Origin of the sequence: Geobacillus uzenensis, assembly GCF_002217665.1 — a bacterium.
Taxonomy (GTDB): domain Bacteria; phylum Bacillota; class Bacilli; order Bacillales; family Anoxybacillaceae; genus Geobacillus; species Geobacillus subterraneus.
Genome location: NZ_NEWL01000009.1, coordinates 165,301 through 183,468, shown reverse-complemented (window position 1 = coordinate 183,468; position 18,168 = coordinate 165,301). Strand labels below are relative to the sequence as shown.

Sequence of the window (18,168 nt, the reverse complement as noted above, 5' to 3'; positions counted from 1 at the left end):
AGGAGAGGCGAAGGTGGACGAGGATGGATGCTTCTTGGTTGAAGCCAATTGTCGAAACAAAGTATTTGTCGGCGGAAAATGCGCACCGTTACCGCGCGATTTTGCGGTATTTCTACATTCAGCACGAACGGATGCGGCAATATTTGTTCCCTGAAGAAGTGTATGCGTTTTTGAAACAGCATAACGAATTTGCCGATTATACTGAGGATGATTTGCAGCAAGACCTCGATCAGCTTGTCAAATGGAACAATTTGATCGCCCGTCAAGAGACTTCTCATGTACGGACGATCGAGGAGTTTAAGAAAAAACGCTTTCGCTATCAATGCAGCCCGTACACAGTGGAAATAGAGCGAATGATTCGCACGCTCGAACAGTTGGGCGACTCGTTCGGCGGTTCGCTCGAGAAAACGCGGTTTGACCGTCTGTACGCATCCCTTTCCCGCATGGAAACGATCATTTCTGCCAATTTCCAAGAAAAACCAGATGAAATACACCAAGTGTGGGAGGAGACGTTTGATTATTTCAAAAAAATCATTCACCATTCGGCCGATTATATCGCCTATTTGCATAGCGAAAATTTGGAAGAACGGATGACGGCGGAATCGTTTCTCGTTTACAAGGAACAATTTACCGCCTATTTGCGTGATTTTATCGTCGCTTTACAGAAGACGTCGATGCAAATTGAGCGGCTGTTGGAAGACCTTCCAGACGAAGGGGTGAACCGGTTCATTGAGTACGTAGTCGATTATGAGCGGTCGATTCCACGCTTTGTCGACAGCGCTCCGTCGCGCGCCGAATGCATCGAAGAAAAGCGCGAGACGTGGCGCAGTTTGCGCGAATGGTTTTTAGGTCGGGACGGCCACGAAAGCGAGCTGGCGTTTTTGCAGCATCAGACGAACGAAGCGATTCGTCGCTTGACGCGCATCGTGCAGCGGCTTGGTGAGCGGCATCATCACTTTCGCAGCCGCAAAGGCGATTATTTGCACTTGGCGAGCTGGTTTTCGAAGCTGTCCTCGATCGAAGAGGCGCACTGTTTGTCGGCGGTCGTGTTCGGCTGCTTCCATACGAAACATCTGATCGCAGACAATGAGGCGACAGATGATATGTATCGCGATGTTTGGGAAGAGGCGCCGATGGAATGGGTGACGAAACCGCGCGTGCGCCATTATGGAGAAAAGAAGAAACCGCAGGCGATCGAGGAGAAAAAGCGGGAAAAAGAAGAAGCGCGCCGCCGCTATTTGGAGGAGAAGGCACGCGAGGAAGCCGAACTGAAACAGCTGGTGAAAGACGGAAAAATCGTGCTGGCCGAACTCGGCGAAGTGACCCCGTACGTACGGAAGACGTTGCTCGCCTGGATCGCCAAAGCGATGGGGAAAGAACAGCCAACCGTGAAAACGGAGAACGGCTGGAACATCCGCATTGTTCGTCGGGACGACACGATTTGCCTTCATGCTGAAGACGGAACGCTTGTGATGCCCAACTACGAAATCGAAGTGATGGCGGAAGGAGGAAGTGAAGATGGAGACGGCGTTTGATGACAAAGCAAAAGAAGCGTTGGCGGCGCTATTTGAACAATTTTGGATCGTCCGCGACGCCGACCCGGAACGGTATCAGCTTGTCCGCGAACGCGAACACGTGCTCAAAAGATACGTCGAGGAGAAGTTCGGCTACCGTTTGATCGTGCACCGGCATTTCGCGAAGCTCGAAAAAATTCCGGCTGAGCCGGAGCCGTGGATGGGGATTCCGTCGTTTCAAGAGCCGCTCGACTATGCGCTGTTTTGCTGCTTGATGGCGTATGTTGAAAGCAAGGCGGTTGAGGAAAAATTTTTGCTTTCCGATGTATGCGAGGAAATCCGCGCTATGTATCCGGGCGATGTGCCGGTCGATTGGACGAACTATTCGCAGCGGCGCGCGCTCATTCGTGTGCTGAAAACAGCGGAACAAATCGGACTGATCCGCCGGATGGATGGAGAGATCGAAGCGTTCGCGCAACATGCGGACGAAGAAGCGCTTTATGAAGTGCCGGTGTTGGCGCGCTACTTTATGCGCACATATCCGAAAGACTTGCTGCAATATACGTCGATTGATGAACTGTTGGCGGAAGAATGGAAAGCAGCGCCGCAAGATTACCGGCGCCATCGTCTGTACCGGAAGCTGTTTTTATCACCGGCTGTACACCGAACAGAAGGCGACGAGCAAGATTTTTATTACTTGCGCAACTTCCGGCATCGGCTGCGTGAGGATATTGAGTCCCATACGCCGTTTCGATATGAGCTGTACAAAAACGTCGCCATGTTGACGATTCCGGAACGGCAGGCGCCGTATACGCTCTTTCCCGATCTAAAAGGGACGTCTGACATCATCCTTCATTTTGCCGCCGTCGTCCGCGAGCGGTTGGCGTCCTTTCCGCCGGACGAGTACGGGCGCCTTTGGCTGACGCCGGCGCAGTTTTCTGAATCGCTCGCCGATACGAAGCGTCGCTACGAAGCTGGATGGGGGAAGACGCATCGCGAAGCATCGCTTGCGGAGTTAGCCCGCGAGGTGTTGGCGGAGCTGAAAGCATGGCGAATGGCAGACACGGATCCCGAGACGGGCATGGTCGTCCTCTACCCGCTCCTTGGGCGGCTGTGCGGGCGATACCCGGACGATTTTCAAGCGAAAGAGAGGGAACTATGATGGCGGATCGGTGGATGTTGCATCGCGCGGGATTGATCAATTTCTGGTATTATGATGAACAATATTTTCATTTTGCTGACGGAAAGTTGTTTTTGCGCGGAAGCAATGGAGCGGGCAAATCGGTGACGATGCAAAGCTTGATCCCGGTGCTGCTTGACGGGAAAAAGACGCCCGACCGGCTCGATCCGTTCGGTTCGCGGGCGCGGCGAATGGAAGATTACTTGCTCGGGGAAAAAGATGTCGTCAACCGCGATGAGCGGACCGGCTATTTGTTTCTCGAATATAAGCGGACCGAAACCGATCAATATCTCACGACCGGCATCGGCTTGCGAGCGAAACGGCAAAAAAATCTCGACTTTTGGGGCTTTGTCATTTTGGACAACCGCCGCATCGGCCATGATGTTGACTTGTACAAAAAAGAAAAAACGGGCGAGAAAATTCCTTTGACAAAGCGCGAGCTCGCCGATGCGCTCGGCGCCGGGGGAACGGTGGTCGAGACGCAAAAAGAATATATGGAGCTCGTCAATAAGCATGTGTTTCGCTTCGAATCGCTCGAGGCGTTTCAAGAGTTGATCGAGCTGTTGATTCAATTGCGAAGCCCGAAATTATCGAAAGATTTCAAGCCGACGGTGATTTACGAAATTTTGGAAAGCGCATTGCCGCCGTTAACCGATGAGGAATTGCGCCATTTGTCCGAGACGATTGAAAATATGGACCAAGCAAAGCAGCAGCTGGAGCAGCTCGAGCGCGATGCGCGGGCGCTCAAGCGGCTTTGCGACCATTACCGTCATTACAATGAATATATGATTGCCGAAAAAGCCGTGGAATACGAGAAAGCGGTCCAACGAGCCGAACAGCTCGCCGCTGAGCAGCGAGCAAGGTCAGAAGAGGAGAACAAAGCGCGGCAGCGGCTCGATGAGCTGGATGAGGAGATCACCCGCCTCGGCCGGGAAGAAGACGTGTTGCGTGAACGGGAAGTGGAGCTTGCGGGCCATGAAGTCTTTCAACAAGCCGAAAAGCACGAAGAGTTAAAGGAACAGCAGCGCGACCTAGCGAGGCGGCGGGAGCGGCAAGAGCAGGTAATCGAAGAGAAGGAGCGGCTTGAACGGCAGCGCCGCCATCAAATCGATGAGGCGGAAGCGCGCCTCGATGAGCTGGAACGGAAGGTAGAAGAAACGCTGGCGCAGTTGCGCGCCGACGCGGACGAAGGGGCGTTTGCCGGCCATGAAGTGAATGAAGACGATTTTTTCCGTCATCATCACCAACAGCGTGAGTTTCCGTTTACGGTTTGGAAGCAGGAAGCGGACCGCCATGCGGAACGACTCGAAGCGCTCGCCGACCTTTGGCGGCGTCATGAAGGCCTGCAAGCGCGCTATGAAGAAGCAAGCAAAGAAGCGGGCGAACTGCAGCGGGAAGTTGACGAATGGCGGCATCAATACCGGAAATGGGACGAACTGCTTGACCAAGAAAAAGAGCGGTGGGAACAAGCGGTGCTCGTTTGGCTGGAGCGCGGCGGCGTCACGGTGGACGAAGCGCGCATTCAGACGTTTTTGCGACAGACGGACGGCTTGTATGATCAATATTCCATCGATGACCTCAAGCAGCCGTTCACGGCGGCGTATTATGATGCCGTCGGGAAGAAAAACGATGAAAAATGGCGGCTTGAACACGAAATGCGCTTGCTTGGCGACCAGCTCGCCGAGCGCGACCAGGAGCTTCGCCATTGGCAGATGGAACAAGACCCAGAACCGGAACGCGATCCACAGACGGACGCCATGCGCGCAGAGTTGGAGCAACAAGGAGTTGTTTCCGTTCCGCTGTATGCGGCAGTCGAATTTTTCGACCATGTGCCCGAGCCTGTCCGCGAGCGGATCGAATCGGCGCTCGCCCATGCCGGACTGCTCGACGCGCTGATCATTGACCGCGATATGGCGGTGACGTATGACCGGGTGCTCGTCCCGAACCCGGTGCATATGGCGCATACGTTGGCCGATTATCTCCAGCCAGATGCAGATGTGCCTGTCGCTGCGGAGCGAATTGATGCCGTGCTTCGCAGTATCGTCATTGCCGATGAGGCGCAAGACAGTGGCATGACGCTTAATGAAGCCGGACGCTATGCGCTTGGTCTCGTGCTCGGTCATGCGCCCGCCCGCGAGCGCGCCATGTTCATCGGCCGCGCGGCAAGGCGGCGGTGGCGGATGGAGAAGATCGCTTCATTGGAAGAGGAGATCGCTTCCTTGCGGCAAGCGCTTGACCGCCTGCAGGCGGAACACAAAGCGGTGGAAGCTCATATAGCCGCATTGGCGGAGTGGTTTGCCGCCTTTCCATCGGACCGCGATGTGCGCGCGGCGTTTGAGGAACGGGAGGAAGCGCGCCGCCGCGCGGAAAGCAAAGAGCGCGACTGGCAGCGGCAACAAGAAAAAGTATCCCGTCTCGCTCGCGAGTGGCAGCACCTCAAGCAAACGTTGCGCGAGCAATCGGCAGGGCTTGACGTGGCGTTTTCCGTGGAAGGATGCGATCGAGCCCGCTTGGCGATGAAATCGTATCTCCGCTTTTTGCATGAACTGGAAGTGCATGTTCGAGAAGCGCTCTATGTCGCGGCGATGATCACCCAGCAGCGCGAGCAGCTGCAGGAGCTTCGCGACGACATCGATGAGGCCAAAGGGGAGCGGAATCGCCTGCTCGATGAAGACGAACGTCTGGCGCTCCGCATGGCCGAGATCGAACGAACGCTCCAACAAATGGGGGCGGATGACATTCGCGCGGAAATCGCCCGCGTGCGGGAGCGGCTTAACACCCTGCGCGAGGCAGTTCCGCGTCTAGTCAACGAGCGGGCGCGGACCGAGCAGCGCCTTGCGCGTCTTGCCGAAGAACGGGAACAAGGAGAGAAACGGGAAACGTTCGCTCGCGAGCTGGCCGCCGCATGGGAGCAGGCCTTTGCCCGTGAAGCGGCGCTCAAGTTGGTGGAGCTGGACCGTTCGCGCCCGCTTCGCGAGCAGGCGAGCGAAGCGAAACAGCGGTATGGGGGAACATTGAAAGACAGCCGCTCTTCGCTGCTGGCTCGGCTGAACACAATCTTTTTCCAAGAATCATCCAATTTGACCGAATACCGGGCGACGTTCGAATCGCTGCCGTTCGAGGAGAAAGAATGGAGCACCGCGGCGCCGGACGACGAAATGGCGATGAAAGCAGTTGATTGGCGGGAAAAACAAGAGCGAAACGTCATTTTCCTTGACTACAAAGGGCAGCGTGCCACGCCGTCTGTCGTCTTGGCGGAAGTTGAGCGGGAAATCGCGTTGCAGCACGAGTATATGAAAGAACAAGACCGGGAACTGTACGAGGAAGTCATTTTAAAGTCGGTCGGCCGCATTTTGCGCAGCCGCATCCAACGCGCGGAGCGATGGGTGAACGACATGAACAAGCGGATGAGCGAAATCGATACGTCATCGAGCCTCGTTCTATCCATTCAATGGAAGCCGAAAACGGCGGAGACGGAAGACGAGCTCGATACGAAAGAGCTGGTGGGGTTGCTGCGGATGGATTCACGGCTACTCAAGGAGGAAGATTTGCAGCGGGTGACGAACCATTTCCGCTCGAAAATCGCCCGCGCCCGCGAACTGCTTGAGGAACGCGGCCAAGGCAATACGCTTCATCAAATTATAAAAGAAGTGCTCGACTATCGGAAATGGTTTTCGTTTACCCTCTACTATGAAAAAGAACACGAACCGAAGCGCGAACTGACAAATCAGCGCTTTTATCGGTTCAGCGGCGGGGAAAAAGCGTTGGCGATGTACATTCCGCTGTTTGCGGCGGCGTATTCACGCTATCAAGAAGCAGGCGATGATGCGCCGTACATCATCTCGCTTGATGAAGCGTTCGCCGGCGTCGATGAAAACAACATCCGCATGATGTTCGGCCTTGTTGAACAGCTCGGCTTTAATTACATCATGAACTCGCAGGCGCTTTGGGGTGACTACGACACCGTGCCGGCCCTGTCGATTTGCGAGCTCGTCCGTCCGCGCAATGCACCGTTTGTCACCGTCATCCAGTATTATTGGAACGGGCGCATCAAACAGTTAGTAGCGAATGAGGAAGAATGGGAGTTGATCGAGACATGAACCGGGCCGAAGAGGCCGCTGCCTTTTTCCGTTCCGAGCCGGGCTTTCGCCGCTTGTTTGTCGAAATGAAGCGGAAATACGAGTCGCTCGGCCGTGTTGGCGGCGTCGTCTCCTTGGCATCGTTCAGCGAGAACGAGCGCGAAGTCATCGCCGCCTTTTTCGGCCGAGACGTTTCCCGCGTTTCCCTGCCCGCCTTTGAACAGCAACTCGAACGAACACGGTTTGCCTGCGTTGGTCTCATCGAGCTGCTCGAGCGCTATTTCGGCGAGCCGCTCGTGCCGAAAAAAGAACAGCGCCAGGCAGTCGAAAAGGAGCGGGAGCGGTTTTTTGGGCACCTCGCCCACGAGCACCCTTGGCTTGAAGACATTTGTGGCCAACGGTTCATCCAAGCGGCGTATGAGGCAAACCGCGAAGAGTTGGCGGCGGCGATCCGTCTTGCCGGCGCCGCCCTTCGCCGCTTGCCGCTTGGCTCGTATGAGCGGCTCCCATTGTTTGCCCAGCGCATCGCCGGCGATCCACACGCCTTTGACCTGTCAACGCTCCCCGGCAAGGTGTTGCTGTCGGCCTTGCAAGCGACCGTGCCAGGTGAGTGGGATGTGACCTCTGTAGAGAGCGTCAATGAATTGCTGCAGTCCGTTGGCCTGCTCCGCGAGGATATTTTGAACTTTGCCACCTGCGCCAACTTGTTGGCCGAAACGAAGAAAGGCCCTCACCCAGTCTTCACTGCTGCCGTCGAAGCCAACAGCGCATTGAATGCACCGCTAAGGGACGTGTTGTCGCTCATTCGCGCCTATCCAGCCAACGGCGGCATCGTATACGTCGTCGAAAACGCGGGCGTTTTCTCGACCTTGCTTGACACCCACGCCCCGCTTGTCTGCACGAACGGGCAAATGAATTTAGCGACGATGCGGCTCCTTGATTTGCTCGCAGCTTCAGGCGCCAAGTTGCATTACTCCGGCGACTTTGACCCGGAAGGTTTGAAAATGGCCGACCGTTTTCTCGAGCGATACAGCTCGGCGGCTGTTCTCTGGCGCTACAGCGTCGATGACTACTTCGCCGCCACCCCATCGGTTCACTTGCCTGCGGAGCGGCTCGCCAAACTCGCCTCCGTAGCGTCAGCGCCGCTGCAGCCAGTGAAAGAAGCGATGGCGAAAACGGAAAAAGCGGGATACCAAGAGGCGATCATCGGCCGACTGCTTCGAGACATAAAAAGTTAGCACTCGCCCTTGTTCATGCAAGTGTTGGGATTCCAATGTTTGTATTCGTCTTGCCTGCGATGGATGGGCAGGCGGCGCCCCGGTTTTATTCACCGCATGACGAGCGCTTGCCCTCGCTTAGGCAAACAGCAATCGGCAAACAAGGCACGCCAAACGCTAGGAAGCAGTCTTCGTTTGTCGTCGACCTCCAATGACGCAAAAACCCCAGGGGGTCGACGACATTGGTTTTGATCGCCTGATCCCTACAGCCATCAAGGGTAGACTTGATTGACAGAATCTTCGAAACGTGTTATGCTGAAGTTGCCGTTGCAGGAGAAAGCTTGTTATGGCAGCGCTTTTTGGGGTTTTTATCGTACCTATGAGGGATTGAAACCCGTATCCATTCGTTCTTTCACACACCGAGGAAACAGGCGTTTTTATCGTACCTATGAGGGATTGAAACTCCGGTGCCCAATGCGGTTTAGCAGGGTAGCTGTCCGTTTTTATCGTACCTATGAGGGATTGAAACAGTGTTGTCATAACCCCGCTACCGCAACAAGAACAAGGTTTTTATCGTACCTATGAGGGATTGAAACTTAGCGACAATTTGAATGTGTCGAGCAATTTCTTGATCAGTTTTTATCGTACCTATGAGGGATTGAAACTTAGATGTCGTGGAACATTTCCTGTTCGCGTTCACGTTTTTATCGTACCTATGAGGGATTGAAACACAGCTTGAAGATCGATAAAACAAAGTGGTATCGCAGTTTTTATCGTACCTATGAGGGATTGAAACTTCTTGCAGGTACGATTTCAACCGCTCTACTTTGGACTCAGTTTTTATCGTACCTATGAGGGATTGAAACTTAGCGACAATTTGAATGTGTCGAGCAATTTCTTGATCAGTTTTTATCGTACCTATGAGGGATTGAAACTTAGATGTCGTGGAACATTTCCTGTTCGCGTTCACGTTTTTATCGTACCTATGAGGGATTGAAACTACAATGGAAAAACACGTCAAAAGTATCATGATAGTATCATGTTTTTATCGTACCTATGAGGGATTGAAACACGCTAGATGAACAAAAAAATGATTTTGACCTTATGTTTTTATCGTACCTATGAGGGATTGAAACCGGTTCAATAACGAAGGAGGACGATATTTATGAGCATGAGTTTTTATCGTACCTATGAGGGATTGAAACCCTTTTGACTAATCCGAATACTACGCAGATCGGCGTTTTTATCGTACCTATGAGGGATTGAAACCGAGTTTACAAGGACAGACCGAGCCACTACCCGATAGTTTTTATCGTACCTATGAGGGATTGAAACTTTTTGTTCTACATTTTTTAAAACGGGAGGTCATCAGTTTTTATCGTACCTATGAGGGATTGAAACATTCCAGGTCTCATCCGTCACCTTTCAGAACAGAGGTTTTTATCGTACCTATGAGGGATTGAAACATTCCAGGTCTCATCCGTCACCTTTCAGAACAGAGGTTTTTATCGTACCTATGAGGGATTGAAACTTTAGCCACCAAAACACGCTCTACTTTTTTATCGCGTTTTTATCGTACCTATGAGGGATTGAAACACCTTGACACGTTCAGCAGTGTTCTCCCGTTCCCAGTTTTTATCGTACCTATGAGGGATTGAAATGCTTCTGAGCTGTCCTACGAGCGTCACTATATGTTTTCCGTTTTTATCGTACCTATGAGGGATTGAAATAAATAACCCGTCCGCCGGGTTGCAAACGGGTGGATAGGTTTTTATCGTACCTATGAGGGATTGAAATTTCGCGTTTCCTTTCGCTCCGGCAAACTTCTTCACAAGTTTTTATCGTACCTATGAGGGATTGAAATGAAACAAAATTAAGTGCTATCGATGAGCAATATCAGTTTTTATCGTACCTATGAGGGATTGAAATGCGTGGTTTTCTAGCGAGGGCAATCGGCTAACCCGCCGTTTTTATCGTACCTATGAGGGATTGAAATTCATTTCGCAGCCGCTTGGCGTCGTCCTGTCGCGATACGTTTTTATCGTACCTATGAGGGATTGAAATCTGCGCGTACATAAGAAGCATTTCTGCGGTGGTTTTTGGGTTTTTATCGTACCTATGAGGGATTGAAACAGATCATCCAACACATCCGCCTCCGAGTCCAAAATGGTTTTTATCGTACCTATGAGAGACCGGAACGTCAGCGCACTATTTTTGCGGAAAGATCCTTATCCCTCCACTTTCTATCTGTTTTTCTTTCCCTATCTTCCTCGAAAAATTTTGACCCACAATCGCTAGTTCAGCCCATTTTTTATGCGAAGTTTTCCAGAAGGCTGGTGAAAAACAGCAGTTTCCCTTGATCAATGGGTGAACGTGTGCAAAGAAGGAACGATGCTACAGTTTTTTCTATTATTTGAGAAACGTTATTGAGAAGCGGCCTACTCCCTTAAATCACCAGCCTTCCAAAATGTCTTTCCGCAGTAGAGGATTCACCGATTTGTTATGAATTAAGAAAATAATAAAATCACTTGCTTGAATTTTGGAAAATAGTTTAAAATTGGTATAGAAATAGATATATTTTCCTGGTTTGTTCATGCTAGATGGAGATTTGAAGAATAGGAGAGAGATTGGCTTGTATCAGCACATTGTATTGACATGCGGCGTTTCGTTATTGACGGGGGCTAGGAATGTCTTTTCGGTGAATCGAGACGAGACGCTAGGGGAGATTCGTTCTTGGATTCATGACCGGGACGTGGATGAACAAAAACAAAGCAAGATAGATCGTTGGTTGCGCCATGCCCGGCAGTTTGCTCATGAGGCCGCTCAGCAGCCTAACCGTGTTTGTGCAGAGTATTCGATGATTTACGAGCTTCATCGACAAGGAAAACTAGGAGAGAGACCGACGATCGTTCTCATTGTTACGGACACGGTTGGAGGGCGGGTCGTTGAGGCGATGCTTGTCCATTTGCTTGAACGGGATTTTAAAGCGAATGTCCGTGTTGTGTATGTAGAAGTAGATGTGAACCATCGGAGGCGATTGCAAGAAACGCTGGGAGAGTATATGTCGAAGGTTGCGAATGCCCTGATGCACGGCGAGCCATCGACGACTTGTTTTGCGCCGATCGGCGGGTATAAAGTGATGACTTCGCTTGGCTATATTGTTGGGGCATTCTTAAACTATCCAACTGCTTATATGCACGAGGATGGACAAGTTTTGCATGAAATTCCACCCGTACCGATTCACATCGACGAACAATTTGTGCGCCGTTATTTTGAGTTGCTTCGCAAGTGCCAAATGGATTTGGTGGCGATGAACGAGCTTTCCTATCAAGAAAAGCAATGCATTGAACAATACCCTTCCTTATTTTATCGGGATGCAGAGTTCGTTTGTTTGAGCGCGTTTGGCCAGTTTTTGCTCGAGCATGAAAAGTATAAGCATCTTTTTGAAACGTCTTATTTTGTATCGCGGCAAGTGGCCGATATGCTTCGGCATAATCGTCATCAGTCGCTATTTGTGTACCAACAGATGCAAGAACTAGTCAAAAAATTAAAATATCGTGAAGGCGACGCTTCGGTTTTGTACCATGAAAAATCGTTTGAAACGATTGATCCGCGCAAAGCCAAATATCACTTATACAAAGGGGCAAGCAACGGCCAAACGGCGTTTCGGCTCGCCTATCGGTATGTCGAAGAGGAAGACCGCCTGTACGCCAATTACTTATGGCTCGATCATGACCGGTATGAGCGGGAGGCGGTGAGAGGAAAAGGGATTTATGAAGACGATTCATCATTTTCGGATGTGACGGCGCAACTGGTAGGGACGGGGGGATCATGACGATGGGAAGACATGTGTTGTTGTCATTTTTAGGGTTAAGTGACTATGAATATTGTTTTTATACGTATGAGGGAAAAACTTCCTCGTATACCCGTTTTGTTCAGACGGCGGTGTACGAGCTGTTGCACGGCGAGCAACCGATGGATGTCATTGTGTTTGCGACAAAAGAAGCGCGGGAGCGAAATGGAGAGGACCGCTTGAGAGGGGAAGAGCAGCTGGAAGGACTAATGACCGCTTTCCGCCGCATCGCCCCTGAAGCGAATGTGAAGATGGTTGACATTGACAACGGTCAGGATGAACGGACCAATTGGCGGCTGTTTGATCGCGTTATGTCAGAAATTGGGGAAGGGGATACGATCTATTTCGATATTACCCATAGTTTTCGTTCCATTCCGTTTGTAGCACTCATTGTGTTGAATTATGCCCGCTTGGTGAAAAAGGCCGAGATCGGGGCAATTGTGTATGGCTGGTTTGAGGTGCTGGGGCGCCCGATGGATGTTAAGCAACTGCCGCCAGAAGAGCGATTGGCGCCGATTGTCAATTTGACGAGCATGGCCAGCTTGCTTGATTGGACGAATGGCGTCGACCAGTTTTTGCGTACGGGGGATGCGGCGTTGATTCGGGCGCTGACGGAAAAGGAAAACCGTCACGTCTTCTGTGATCCAACGGCAAGCCGAGAGCTGCGCAACGAGGTGGCGGCGTTAAACAAGTTAGCGAAACAATTGGATCAGACAGAAAAAGCGATCCGCACGTGCCGGAGTTTGGACATTGATGAGGAAGTGCGGAAATTTCGCGAACAACTGGCGCGTGTCCGTTCAGCGCCGACCGAAGCGGTCAAACCGCTTGTTCCGCTGCTTGACGAAATGGAAAAGAAGTATGCCATTTTTAGTGATGATCCGATCATCAACAGTTGGCAAGCGGTTCGGTGGTGTTTGAATCATGGACTCATCCAATCAGCGCTAACGATGCTTGAGGAAAACACAGTGACGGCGATTTGCCGGGCGTTTTCGCTCGATGAACGCAAGGAAGAGGTGCGGAATGACATCCATTCGACCATTCAAATCGTGCTGCGTCGGATTCCGAGGGACGAATGGCGGGTTCATTCGTTCGAGTTGGTGGAGCGGATGGCGAATGCGCTTGACTCTTATCGGGAGGAATTGAAGCCGTTTGGCCAAATCAAAGAGCTGCGCAACGATATCAACCATGCGGGCACACGTCCCAATCCGCTGCCAGCAGAAAAGTTTATGCCGAAGGCGGTTGCGCTGTTTGAACAATTTTCTTCATTTTTTGAGCGGATGTCGATGTTGGCAAAGTCGATGTCAAAGTAAAGGGGAGCAGATGATGGAACGTTATGAATCGGCTACGGCGACCGCTGTTGTCGAATCGCCGTATCAGCTTGTATTGTTGACGCCAGCGGCCATTCATGGAGCTGAGCCGCGGGCCCAAGCCGAGTTTCGCCTCCCGTCGCTGCGGGGGGTGTGGCGCTATTTTTGGCGTACGCTCCAGGATCAGCCGAATGTCAATGACCTGCTTCGGGAAGAGGAAATCATGTTTGGTGGAACGAGGGTGATGAAGCAGCAGTCTCCTGTTCATCTATCGATGTCAGAGACGGTGCAGGGAGCGAAAAAAGAAAACATTTTGCCGCACAAGTCGTCTTCCTTCACTGTGCCCGCCCTTTCAGCCGGAAAAGAAGTGACAGTGACGGTTTCGGTGCGGAAACGGCATGAATCAAAGTTGGAGATGTATGAATGGTATTTCCAGTATATGCTTCATCTCGCCGGGATCGGACAACGATCGCGCCGCGGATTTGGGGCGGTGCAGTGGACAGGACACGAGTGGAACACTGTTGAAGAATACGCCAATAGTTTACATACCGTGTTGAGCCATCTCGGGGTGGCATCGGCGTTTTCCTTCGCAAGTCGCGGCTGCATCGTAGCGCGAACCGCAGCTGTGAAGACGCCCCACCCGATATTATTCGCTGTCTGGGTCGGGGAAGGAAAAGATAGCGCGAGCGAAGTGCTGAAGGGGTTTGGAAAAGCGTCCCATGAGGCCAATCGGTACGGAACGCTCGGCTTTGTGCACGGAAGGGATAAGCTCGCTTCGCCATTATGGTGCACAGTAAGGAAAATCGGCGGACGGTATTATCCGATCATCTCAGAAGTGAGGACGAATGAACAGCGGTACAATGAGCCGCGTTACGAACAAGACCGGAAGCGGTTTTTGGAAATCGTTGGGGTGAGGGTATGACGAATCGATATATTGTTCTTTTTACGGTGGGACCTGTACAGTCGTTTATTGCATCGGCCCGCAAAACAGAAGATTTTTGGAGCGGAAGCTATATTTTGTCGCATCTGGTAAGAGAGGCGATGAAACGCTTTTACCAATATGGTGCCGGCTGTGAGATGATTTATCCGCTAGTTGGAAAAGAGGAACTGCGCACGCTCTCGCTTCGTGAACTTCGTGTTGCTTCGCTCCCCAACCGCCTAACAGCGGTTATGGAAGGTACAGAAACTGACGTTTGCGGTTGGTTGCGGGAAACCGAACAAGACGTCCGCAATGTGTTTCTCGATTTCTGTTTTCAAGCGGTCTCACGCATGTTCCCGCATCTGTCAGACGATGAGCGGCAACAGCTTGAAACGATGGTGGAGCAGCAAGTGCAATCGTTTTTGGAAGTTTATTGGGTGGCGGAACCGTATGAGCCATCCGCATCATTCCGAACTGTGCGTGAACGGGCTGAACGCCGATTAGGCGCGTTGAAAAATGAGAAACATTACGCCTCTGTTCCCCAGCAAGGGCTTGTTTGTTCTGTCTGCAAGGAACGGGAGGCGCTGCGTCTAGAAGAAATCGACGATTTTGATCGTTACGGCGAAATCAAGAGGAAAACGGCAAATTTGTGGAAGAGAAGGGCTGGAAAGTTTCAAGGAAGAGATGGAGACGGTGAAGATGAACGGCGCGTTGGCCGCGTGAAAGACAATGAGTTTTTATGCGGCATTTGTTTAGGGAAGCGTGTTGCCCGTGATTACTTCACGGACTTGTTCGGAGCGTCATTTCGGCCGTTCCCATCTGTGCTGGACATCGGTTCGGGCGATTACTACGCGGTGCTTATGATGGATGGCGATAACATGGGCAGATGGTTTTCCGGAGAACAGAAAGAAGAATACAGCCGGACGAGTCAAAAGCTCGCTCGCTTTTCCAAAGAAGTCGTTCCTCGCATTGTCGAACAACAATGTCATGGTGAGCTTGTCTATGCAGGCGGTGATGATGTGCTCGCCTTTTTGCCGGTCGATGAGGCGTTAAAGGCCGCTGAGCTGCTTCGCTTGGCATTCAGTGATGAACAGCAAGGGTTAGGGGAAGGGGCGACGGCTTCGTTCGGATTGGTGATTGCCCATAAAAAAGCGCCGCTGCAGCATGTGCTAAATGAGGCAAGAGCACTCGAACAAAAAGCGAAACAGTACCGTAACGAACAGACGAATCAGCAAAAAGACGCCTTGGCACTGGCGGTGCATACTCGGTCGGGTGAGATTGCCGAAGCCATACTTCCGTGGATGATCAAAGGAAAAATGGCATCAAGCCGGTTAGAACAATTCGTTGCCTTGTTAAAGACTTCAATCTCACCGAACTTTATTTTCCACTTTACCCAAGCGTTTGCGCCGTTGTTGCACGAAAAGGACTGCCCGAAATGGGAAAACCGTGACATGCTGGCCGTTGAGCTTCGCCGTCTGCTCAAGCGATCAGTGAAAGAAGGGAATCAATGGAAGGAACGTGATTTGCGCAGCCATACGGATGCGCTCATGGCGCTGTATGATGCCGTGCCACGCGGCTATGATTTTTTGCATTTGTTAAAGATGTTGACCTTTTTTAGACGGAGCGAGGGGAGCGACGTATGACCAAGCTGACATTGAGGCCGACCGATACGTTTTTTTTCAAAAATCATCATGCCACACAAGCAGGGGAAACGACCGTCATGGAGCCCATGTTTCCGCCGCGGCCGAACACGATTTACGGGGCGTTGCGGGCGGCGTATATTTACACACACAGTTCGTTTGAGGACTTTGCCAGAGGCGCAGACGAACATGTGAAGCAATGGATGGGCACGCCGAACGAACATGGGGCGTTTCGCCTTCATTATTGTGGGCTTGCGGATGGGGATCAGCTGTTTTTGCCTCTCCCACTTGACTATCAAGTCGTTGAGGAAGGGGAGTCGCTCACAGCGTATCCGTTGGAGCTAGTCAAGGATCGAAAACCCGCTTCATCGTCCCCAGGATGGCGGCTTGCCTCATCACGGAGGGAGAAAACAAAAAGTTCGCAACATCGCTACGTTTCTGTCGATGAATGGAAACGCGCGTTACTCGCTAGTCAGCCGATCACCTCGCTTCGATCCTTATCGTCATTTATCGTGCGCGAAGCGAAAGTGGGCATTCAATTGGATGACAGCAAACGAACCGCCCGCGAGAAATTTTTGTACCGGGTGGAGAAAAGCCGCTTTTTAGGCGATGCCTCGCTGGTTGCTTACATCAGTGATGAGCCGGACTTTTCTGCCGTGAAATGGGCGCGGATTGGCGGTGAGAACCGCCCTTGGTCGATTCGGCAAACGCCGGAGCAGTTTCGTTTATGGAGCGTGGACGAAAGGAAGACCCTTGAACAGACGATTCAACGGACAAAACTAGCGAAAGTCGTGTTTTTGTCCCCTGCCATTTTTTCAAACGGTTCCCGCCCTGCCACCTTTGACGGCGTGCATTGGAGATGGCCGAATGGCGCAACCGTTGAATGGCTTGCTTCTGCCATTGGCCGTCCAGAGCTGTACGGTGGGTGGGATATCGTCCATCATCGCCCAAAACCACGGAAATGGATGGTTCCGGCCGGTTCTGTCGTTTACGTGAAGGTGGAGCGTGATGAGGAACTGCCGCTTATTTTCTCGGTCCTTGACGGCATTCATCTGACCGATGAAGGAGCCGAAGAAGGTTTTGGCTTTGCGATTGTAACCAGTGCCAGTGAAAGTGAGGAGGAGTTGTAATGTATTCCATTGTTCGTCCGTTTGTTTTGCATGCGGTTACGTCTGTCCACGCGGGAAGTGGAAGTGAAATTGGGCTTGTCGACTTGCCGATCCAGCGTGAGAAACATACTGGTTTCCCGAAGATTGAGAGTTCCTCTCTCAAAGGAGCAGTGCGGTATCATATGGTACAAGCGTTGCCGGAAGAAAAGAAGGAGCTCGACCTTATTTTTGGAGCTGACCGAGGGGAGGAAAGTGTCACGCAGGCGAGCGCTATTGCATTGAGCGACGCTCGTGTGCTATTGTTCCCTGTCAAATCGCTTCGCGGCGTGTTTGCTTGGATTACATGCCCTCACGTACTTGAACGCTGGAATCAGGAAATGAGCATTCACCAAGAAACAATCAGCAAAGAGAACGCTTTTCAACCGCTTCCAGTTCCAGCGCCAAATACGGTGAGCAGTGACCGGTTGATGGCCGTAAATGGACGCATCGTCCTTGAAGAATATACGTTCGACGTCACGATTTCACGAGAGGCCCAACAGCTTGCCGAACAGTTAGCGACTCTCATTGGCGAATACAGCCGCCTCCGTCTTCCAGAACGTCTTGTCGTGCTGTCTGACGATGATTTTGTCGATTTTGTCAAACTATCGACGGAAGTCAATGCACGTATTCGCATTTCCCACGAGACGGGAACGGTGGACAATGGGGCGCTTTGGTACGAAGAAAATGTGCCGCCGGAGACGTTCTTTTACAGCTTCCTTTATATTGGCCATGCGCGCGGCAACGGAATCAATGGACTGACCACCGCGAACGACATTGAACAGTATTTAGTGAAAAGCGGGAAATTTCCGTCTGTCTTTCAATTGGGCGGAAACAGTACGCTAGGACGTGGAATGATGAGAACCATTTGGCTGTAAATGGAGGAGACAAAGATGAAAAAAACGGTGCAACGGGTTGGGATTGAGAATGGACGCGCCGCTTTCGCGTTCCAAGAGGTCAAACGGGCGAAAGAACAGTTAAGGGAGAATTTTGAAACGTATCGTTCGTACGTGAAAAAAATGCCGTCTCTCATTCAAGTGAACGGCCTTGGGCAAACATTGGCGTTTTATTTCCAAAAAAAGAAACAAAACGAGTATAAAGTGATTTATCATACGCTCGCAAAATGGATGAAAGAGCAGTTTCCTGACCAGTTCCCAAGCGGGAATGAAGAGTTGGTGGAAGTCATCGTCCATTTATCGAGTGCAGAATATCGGCTATGGACGATGGAGGCGGTCGCGTTGCTTGATTGGATGCGCAAGTTTGCCGACGGGATGGCGAAGGACGATGGCGGGACGGCGGAGTAAGGAGGAATGA

At 51.6% G+C, this 18,168-nt stretch carries 11 protein-coding genes, 1 pseudogene and 1 CRISPR repeat array; all 12 genes and pseudogenes read left to right on the top strand.

Annotated features, from left to right (window positions below; translation table 11 throughout):
* The first annotated feature begins 23 nt into the window (after positions 1-23).
* Positions 24-1,535: a TIGR02677 family protein gene (locus B9L21_RS14285; RefSeq protein WP_063166870.1), complete on the top strand. Its 1,512-nt coding sequence runs from the start codon at positions 24-26 to the stop codon at positions 1,533-1,535.
* A pseudogene (locus tag B9L21_RS14280) lies at positions 1,519-2,731 on the top strand (TIGR02678 family protein). The gene B9L21_RS14285 and the pseudogene B9L21_RS14280 overlap by 17 nt, the downstream one beginning before the upstream one ends.
* The gene (locus tag B9L21_RS14275) at positions 2,676-6,794 is read left to right on the top strand and encodes a TIGR02680 family protein (protein ID WP_063167420.1); all 4,119 of its coding nucleotides are present in this window, start codon (positions 2,676-2,678) and stop codon (positions 6,792-6,794) included. The pseudogene B9L21_RS14280 and the gene B9L21_RS14275 overlap by 56 nt, the downstream one beginning before the upstream one ends.
* On the top strand, positions 6,791-8,011 hold the full coding sequence (locus B9L21_RS14270; protein WP_063166868.1) for a TIGR02679 family protein: 1,221 nt from the start codon (positions 6,791-6,793) through the stop codon (positions 8,009-8,011). The genes B9L21_RS14275 and B9L21_RS14270 overlap by 4 nt, the downstream gene beginning before the upstream one ends.
* 35 nt (positions 8,012-8,046) lie before the next feature.
* Positions 8,047-8,205: a hypothetical protein gene (locus B9L21_RS17755; protein WP_156485827.1), complete on the top strand. Its 159-nt coding sequence runs from the start codon at positions 8,047-8,049 to the stop codon at positions 8,203-8,205.
* A gap of 149 nt (positions 8,206-8,354) precedes the next feature.
* A CRISPR array of direct repeats spans positions 8,355-10,189; the repeat unit is 30 nt; unit sequence GTTTTTATCGTACCTATGAGGGATTGAAAC.
* Positions 10,190-10,622: 433 nt separating this feature from the next.
* Positions 10,623-11,825: a putative CRISPR-associated protein gene (locus tag B9L21_RS14265; protein ID WP_063166867.1), complete on the top strand. Its 1,203-nt coding sequence runs from the start codon at positions 10,623-10,625 to the stop codon at positions 11,823-11,825.
* A gap of 2 nt (positions 11,826-11,827) precedes the next feature.
* Positions 11,828-13,153: a TIGR02221 family CRISPR-associated protein gene (gene csx2 / locus B9L21_RS14260; protein WP_063166866.1), complete on the top strand. Its 1,326-nt coding sequence runs from the start codon at positions 11,828-11,830 to the stop codon at positions 13,151-13,153.
* A 13-nt stretch (positions 13,154-13,166) separates the two neighbouring features.
* Complete coding sequence (cmr1, locus tag B9L21_RS14255; protein WP_063166865.1) at positions 13,167-14,072, top strand: type III-B CRISPR module RAMP protein Cmr1; 906 nt, start codon at positions 13,167-13,169, stop codon at positions 14,070-14,072.
* Positions 14,069-15,712: a type III-B CRISPR-associated protein Cas10/Cmr2 gene (cas10, locus tag B9L21_RS14250; protein WP_063166864.1), complete on the top strand. Its 1,644-nt coding sequence runs from the start codon at positions 14,069-14,071 to the stop codon at positions 15,710-15,712. The genes cmr1 and cas10 overlap by 4 nt, the downstream gene beginning before the upstream one ends.
* Entirely contained in the window at positions 15,709-16,839 is a 1,131-nt protein-coding gene (locus B9L21_RS14245) for a type III-B CRISPR module-associated Cmr3 family protein (protein WP_063166863.1), read from the top strand. Before cas10 ends, B9L21_RS14245 begins: the two co-directional genes overlap by 4 nt.
* A complete protein-coding gene (gene cmr4, locus B9L21_RS14240; RefSeq protein WP_063166862.1) occupies positions 16,839-17,732 on the top strand; it encodes a type III-B CRISPR module RAMP protein Cmr4 in 894 nt (297 codons plus the stop codon). The genes B9L21_RS14245 and cmr4 overlap by 1 nt, the downstream gene beginning before the upstream one ends.
* 15 nt (positions 17,733-17,747) lie before the next feature.
* The gene (gene cmr5 / locus B9L21_RS14235; RefSeq protein WP_063166861.1) at positions 17,748-18,158 is read left to right on the top strand and encodes a type III-B CRISPR module-associated protein Cmr5; all 411 of its coding nucleotides are present in this window, start codon (positions 17,748-17,750) and stop codon (positions 18,156-18,158) included.
* Positions 18,159-18,168: the final 10 nt, after the last annotated feature.

Coding starts and splice junctions, on each gene's coding strand:
- B9L21_RS14285 (WP_063166870.1), top strand. CDS start 24: ATGGATGCTTCTTGGTTGAAGCCAATTGTCGAAACAAAGTATTTGTCG.
- B9L21_RS14275 (WP_063167420.1), top strand. CDS start 2,676: ATGGCGGATCGGTGGATGTTGCATCGCGCGGGATTGATCAATTTCTGG.
- B9L21_RS14270 (WP_063166868.1), top strand. CDS start 6,791: ATGAACCGGGCCGAAGAGGCCGCTGCCTTTTTCCGTTCCGAGCCGGGC.
- B9L21_RS17755 (WP_156485827.1), top strand. CDS start 8,047: ATGTTTGTATTCGTCTTGCCTGCGATGGATGGGCAGGCGGCGCCCCGG.
- csx2 (WP_063166866.1), top strand. CDS start 11,828: ATGGGAAGACATGTGTTGTTGTCATTTTTAGGGTTAAGTGACTATGAA.
- cmr1 (WP_063166865.1), top strand. CDS start 13,167: ATGGAACGTTATGAATCGGCTACGGCGACCGCTGTTGTCGAATCGCCG.
- cas10 (WP_063166864.1), top strand. CDS start 14,069: ATGACGAATCGATATATTGTTCTTTTTACGGTGGGACCTGTACAGTCG.
- B9L21_RS14245 (WP_063166863.1), top strand. CDS start 15,709: ATGACCAAGCTGACATTGAGGCCGACCGATACGTTTTTTTTCAAAAAT.
- cmr4 (WP_063166862.1), top strand. CDS start 16,839: ATGTATTCCATTGTTCGTCCGTTTGTTTTGCATGCGGTTACGTCTGTC.
- cmr5 (WP_063166861.1), top strand. CDS start 17,748: ATGAAAAAAACGGTGCAACGGGTTGGGATTGAGAATGGACGCGCCGCT.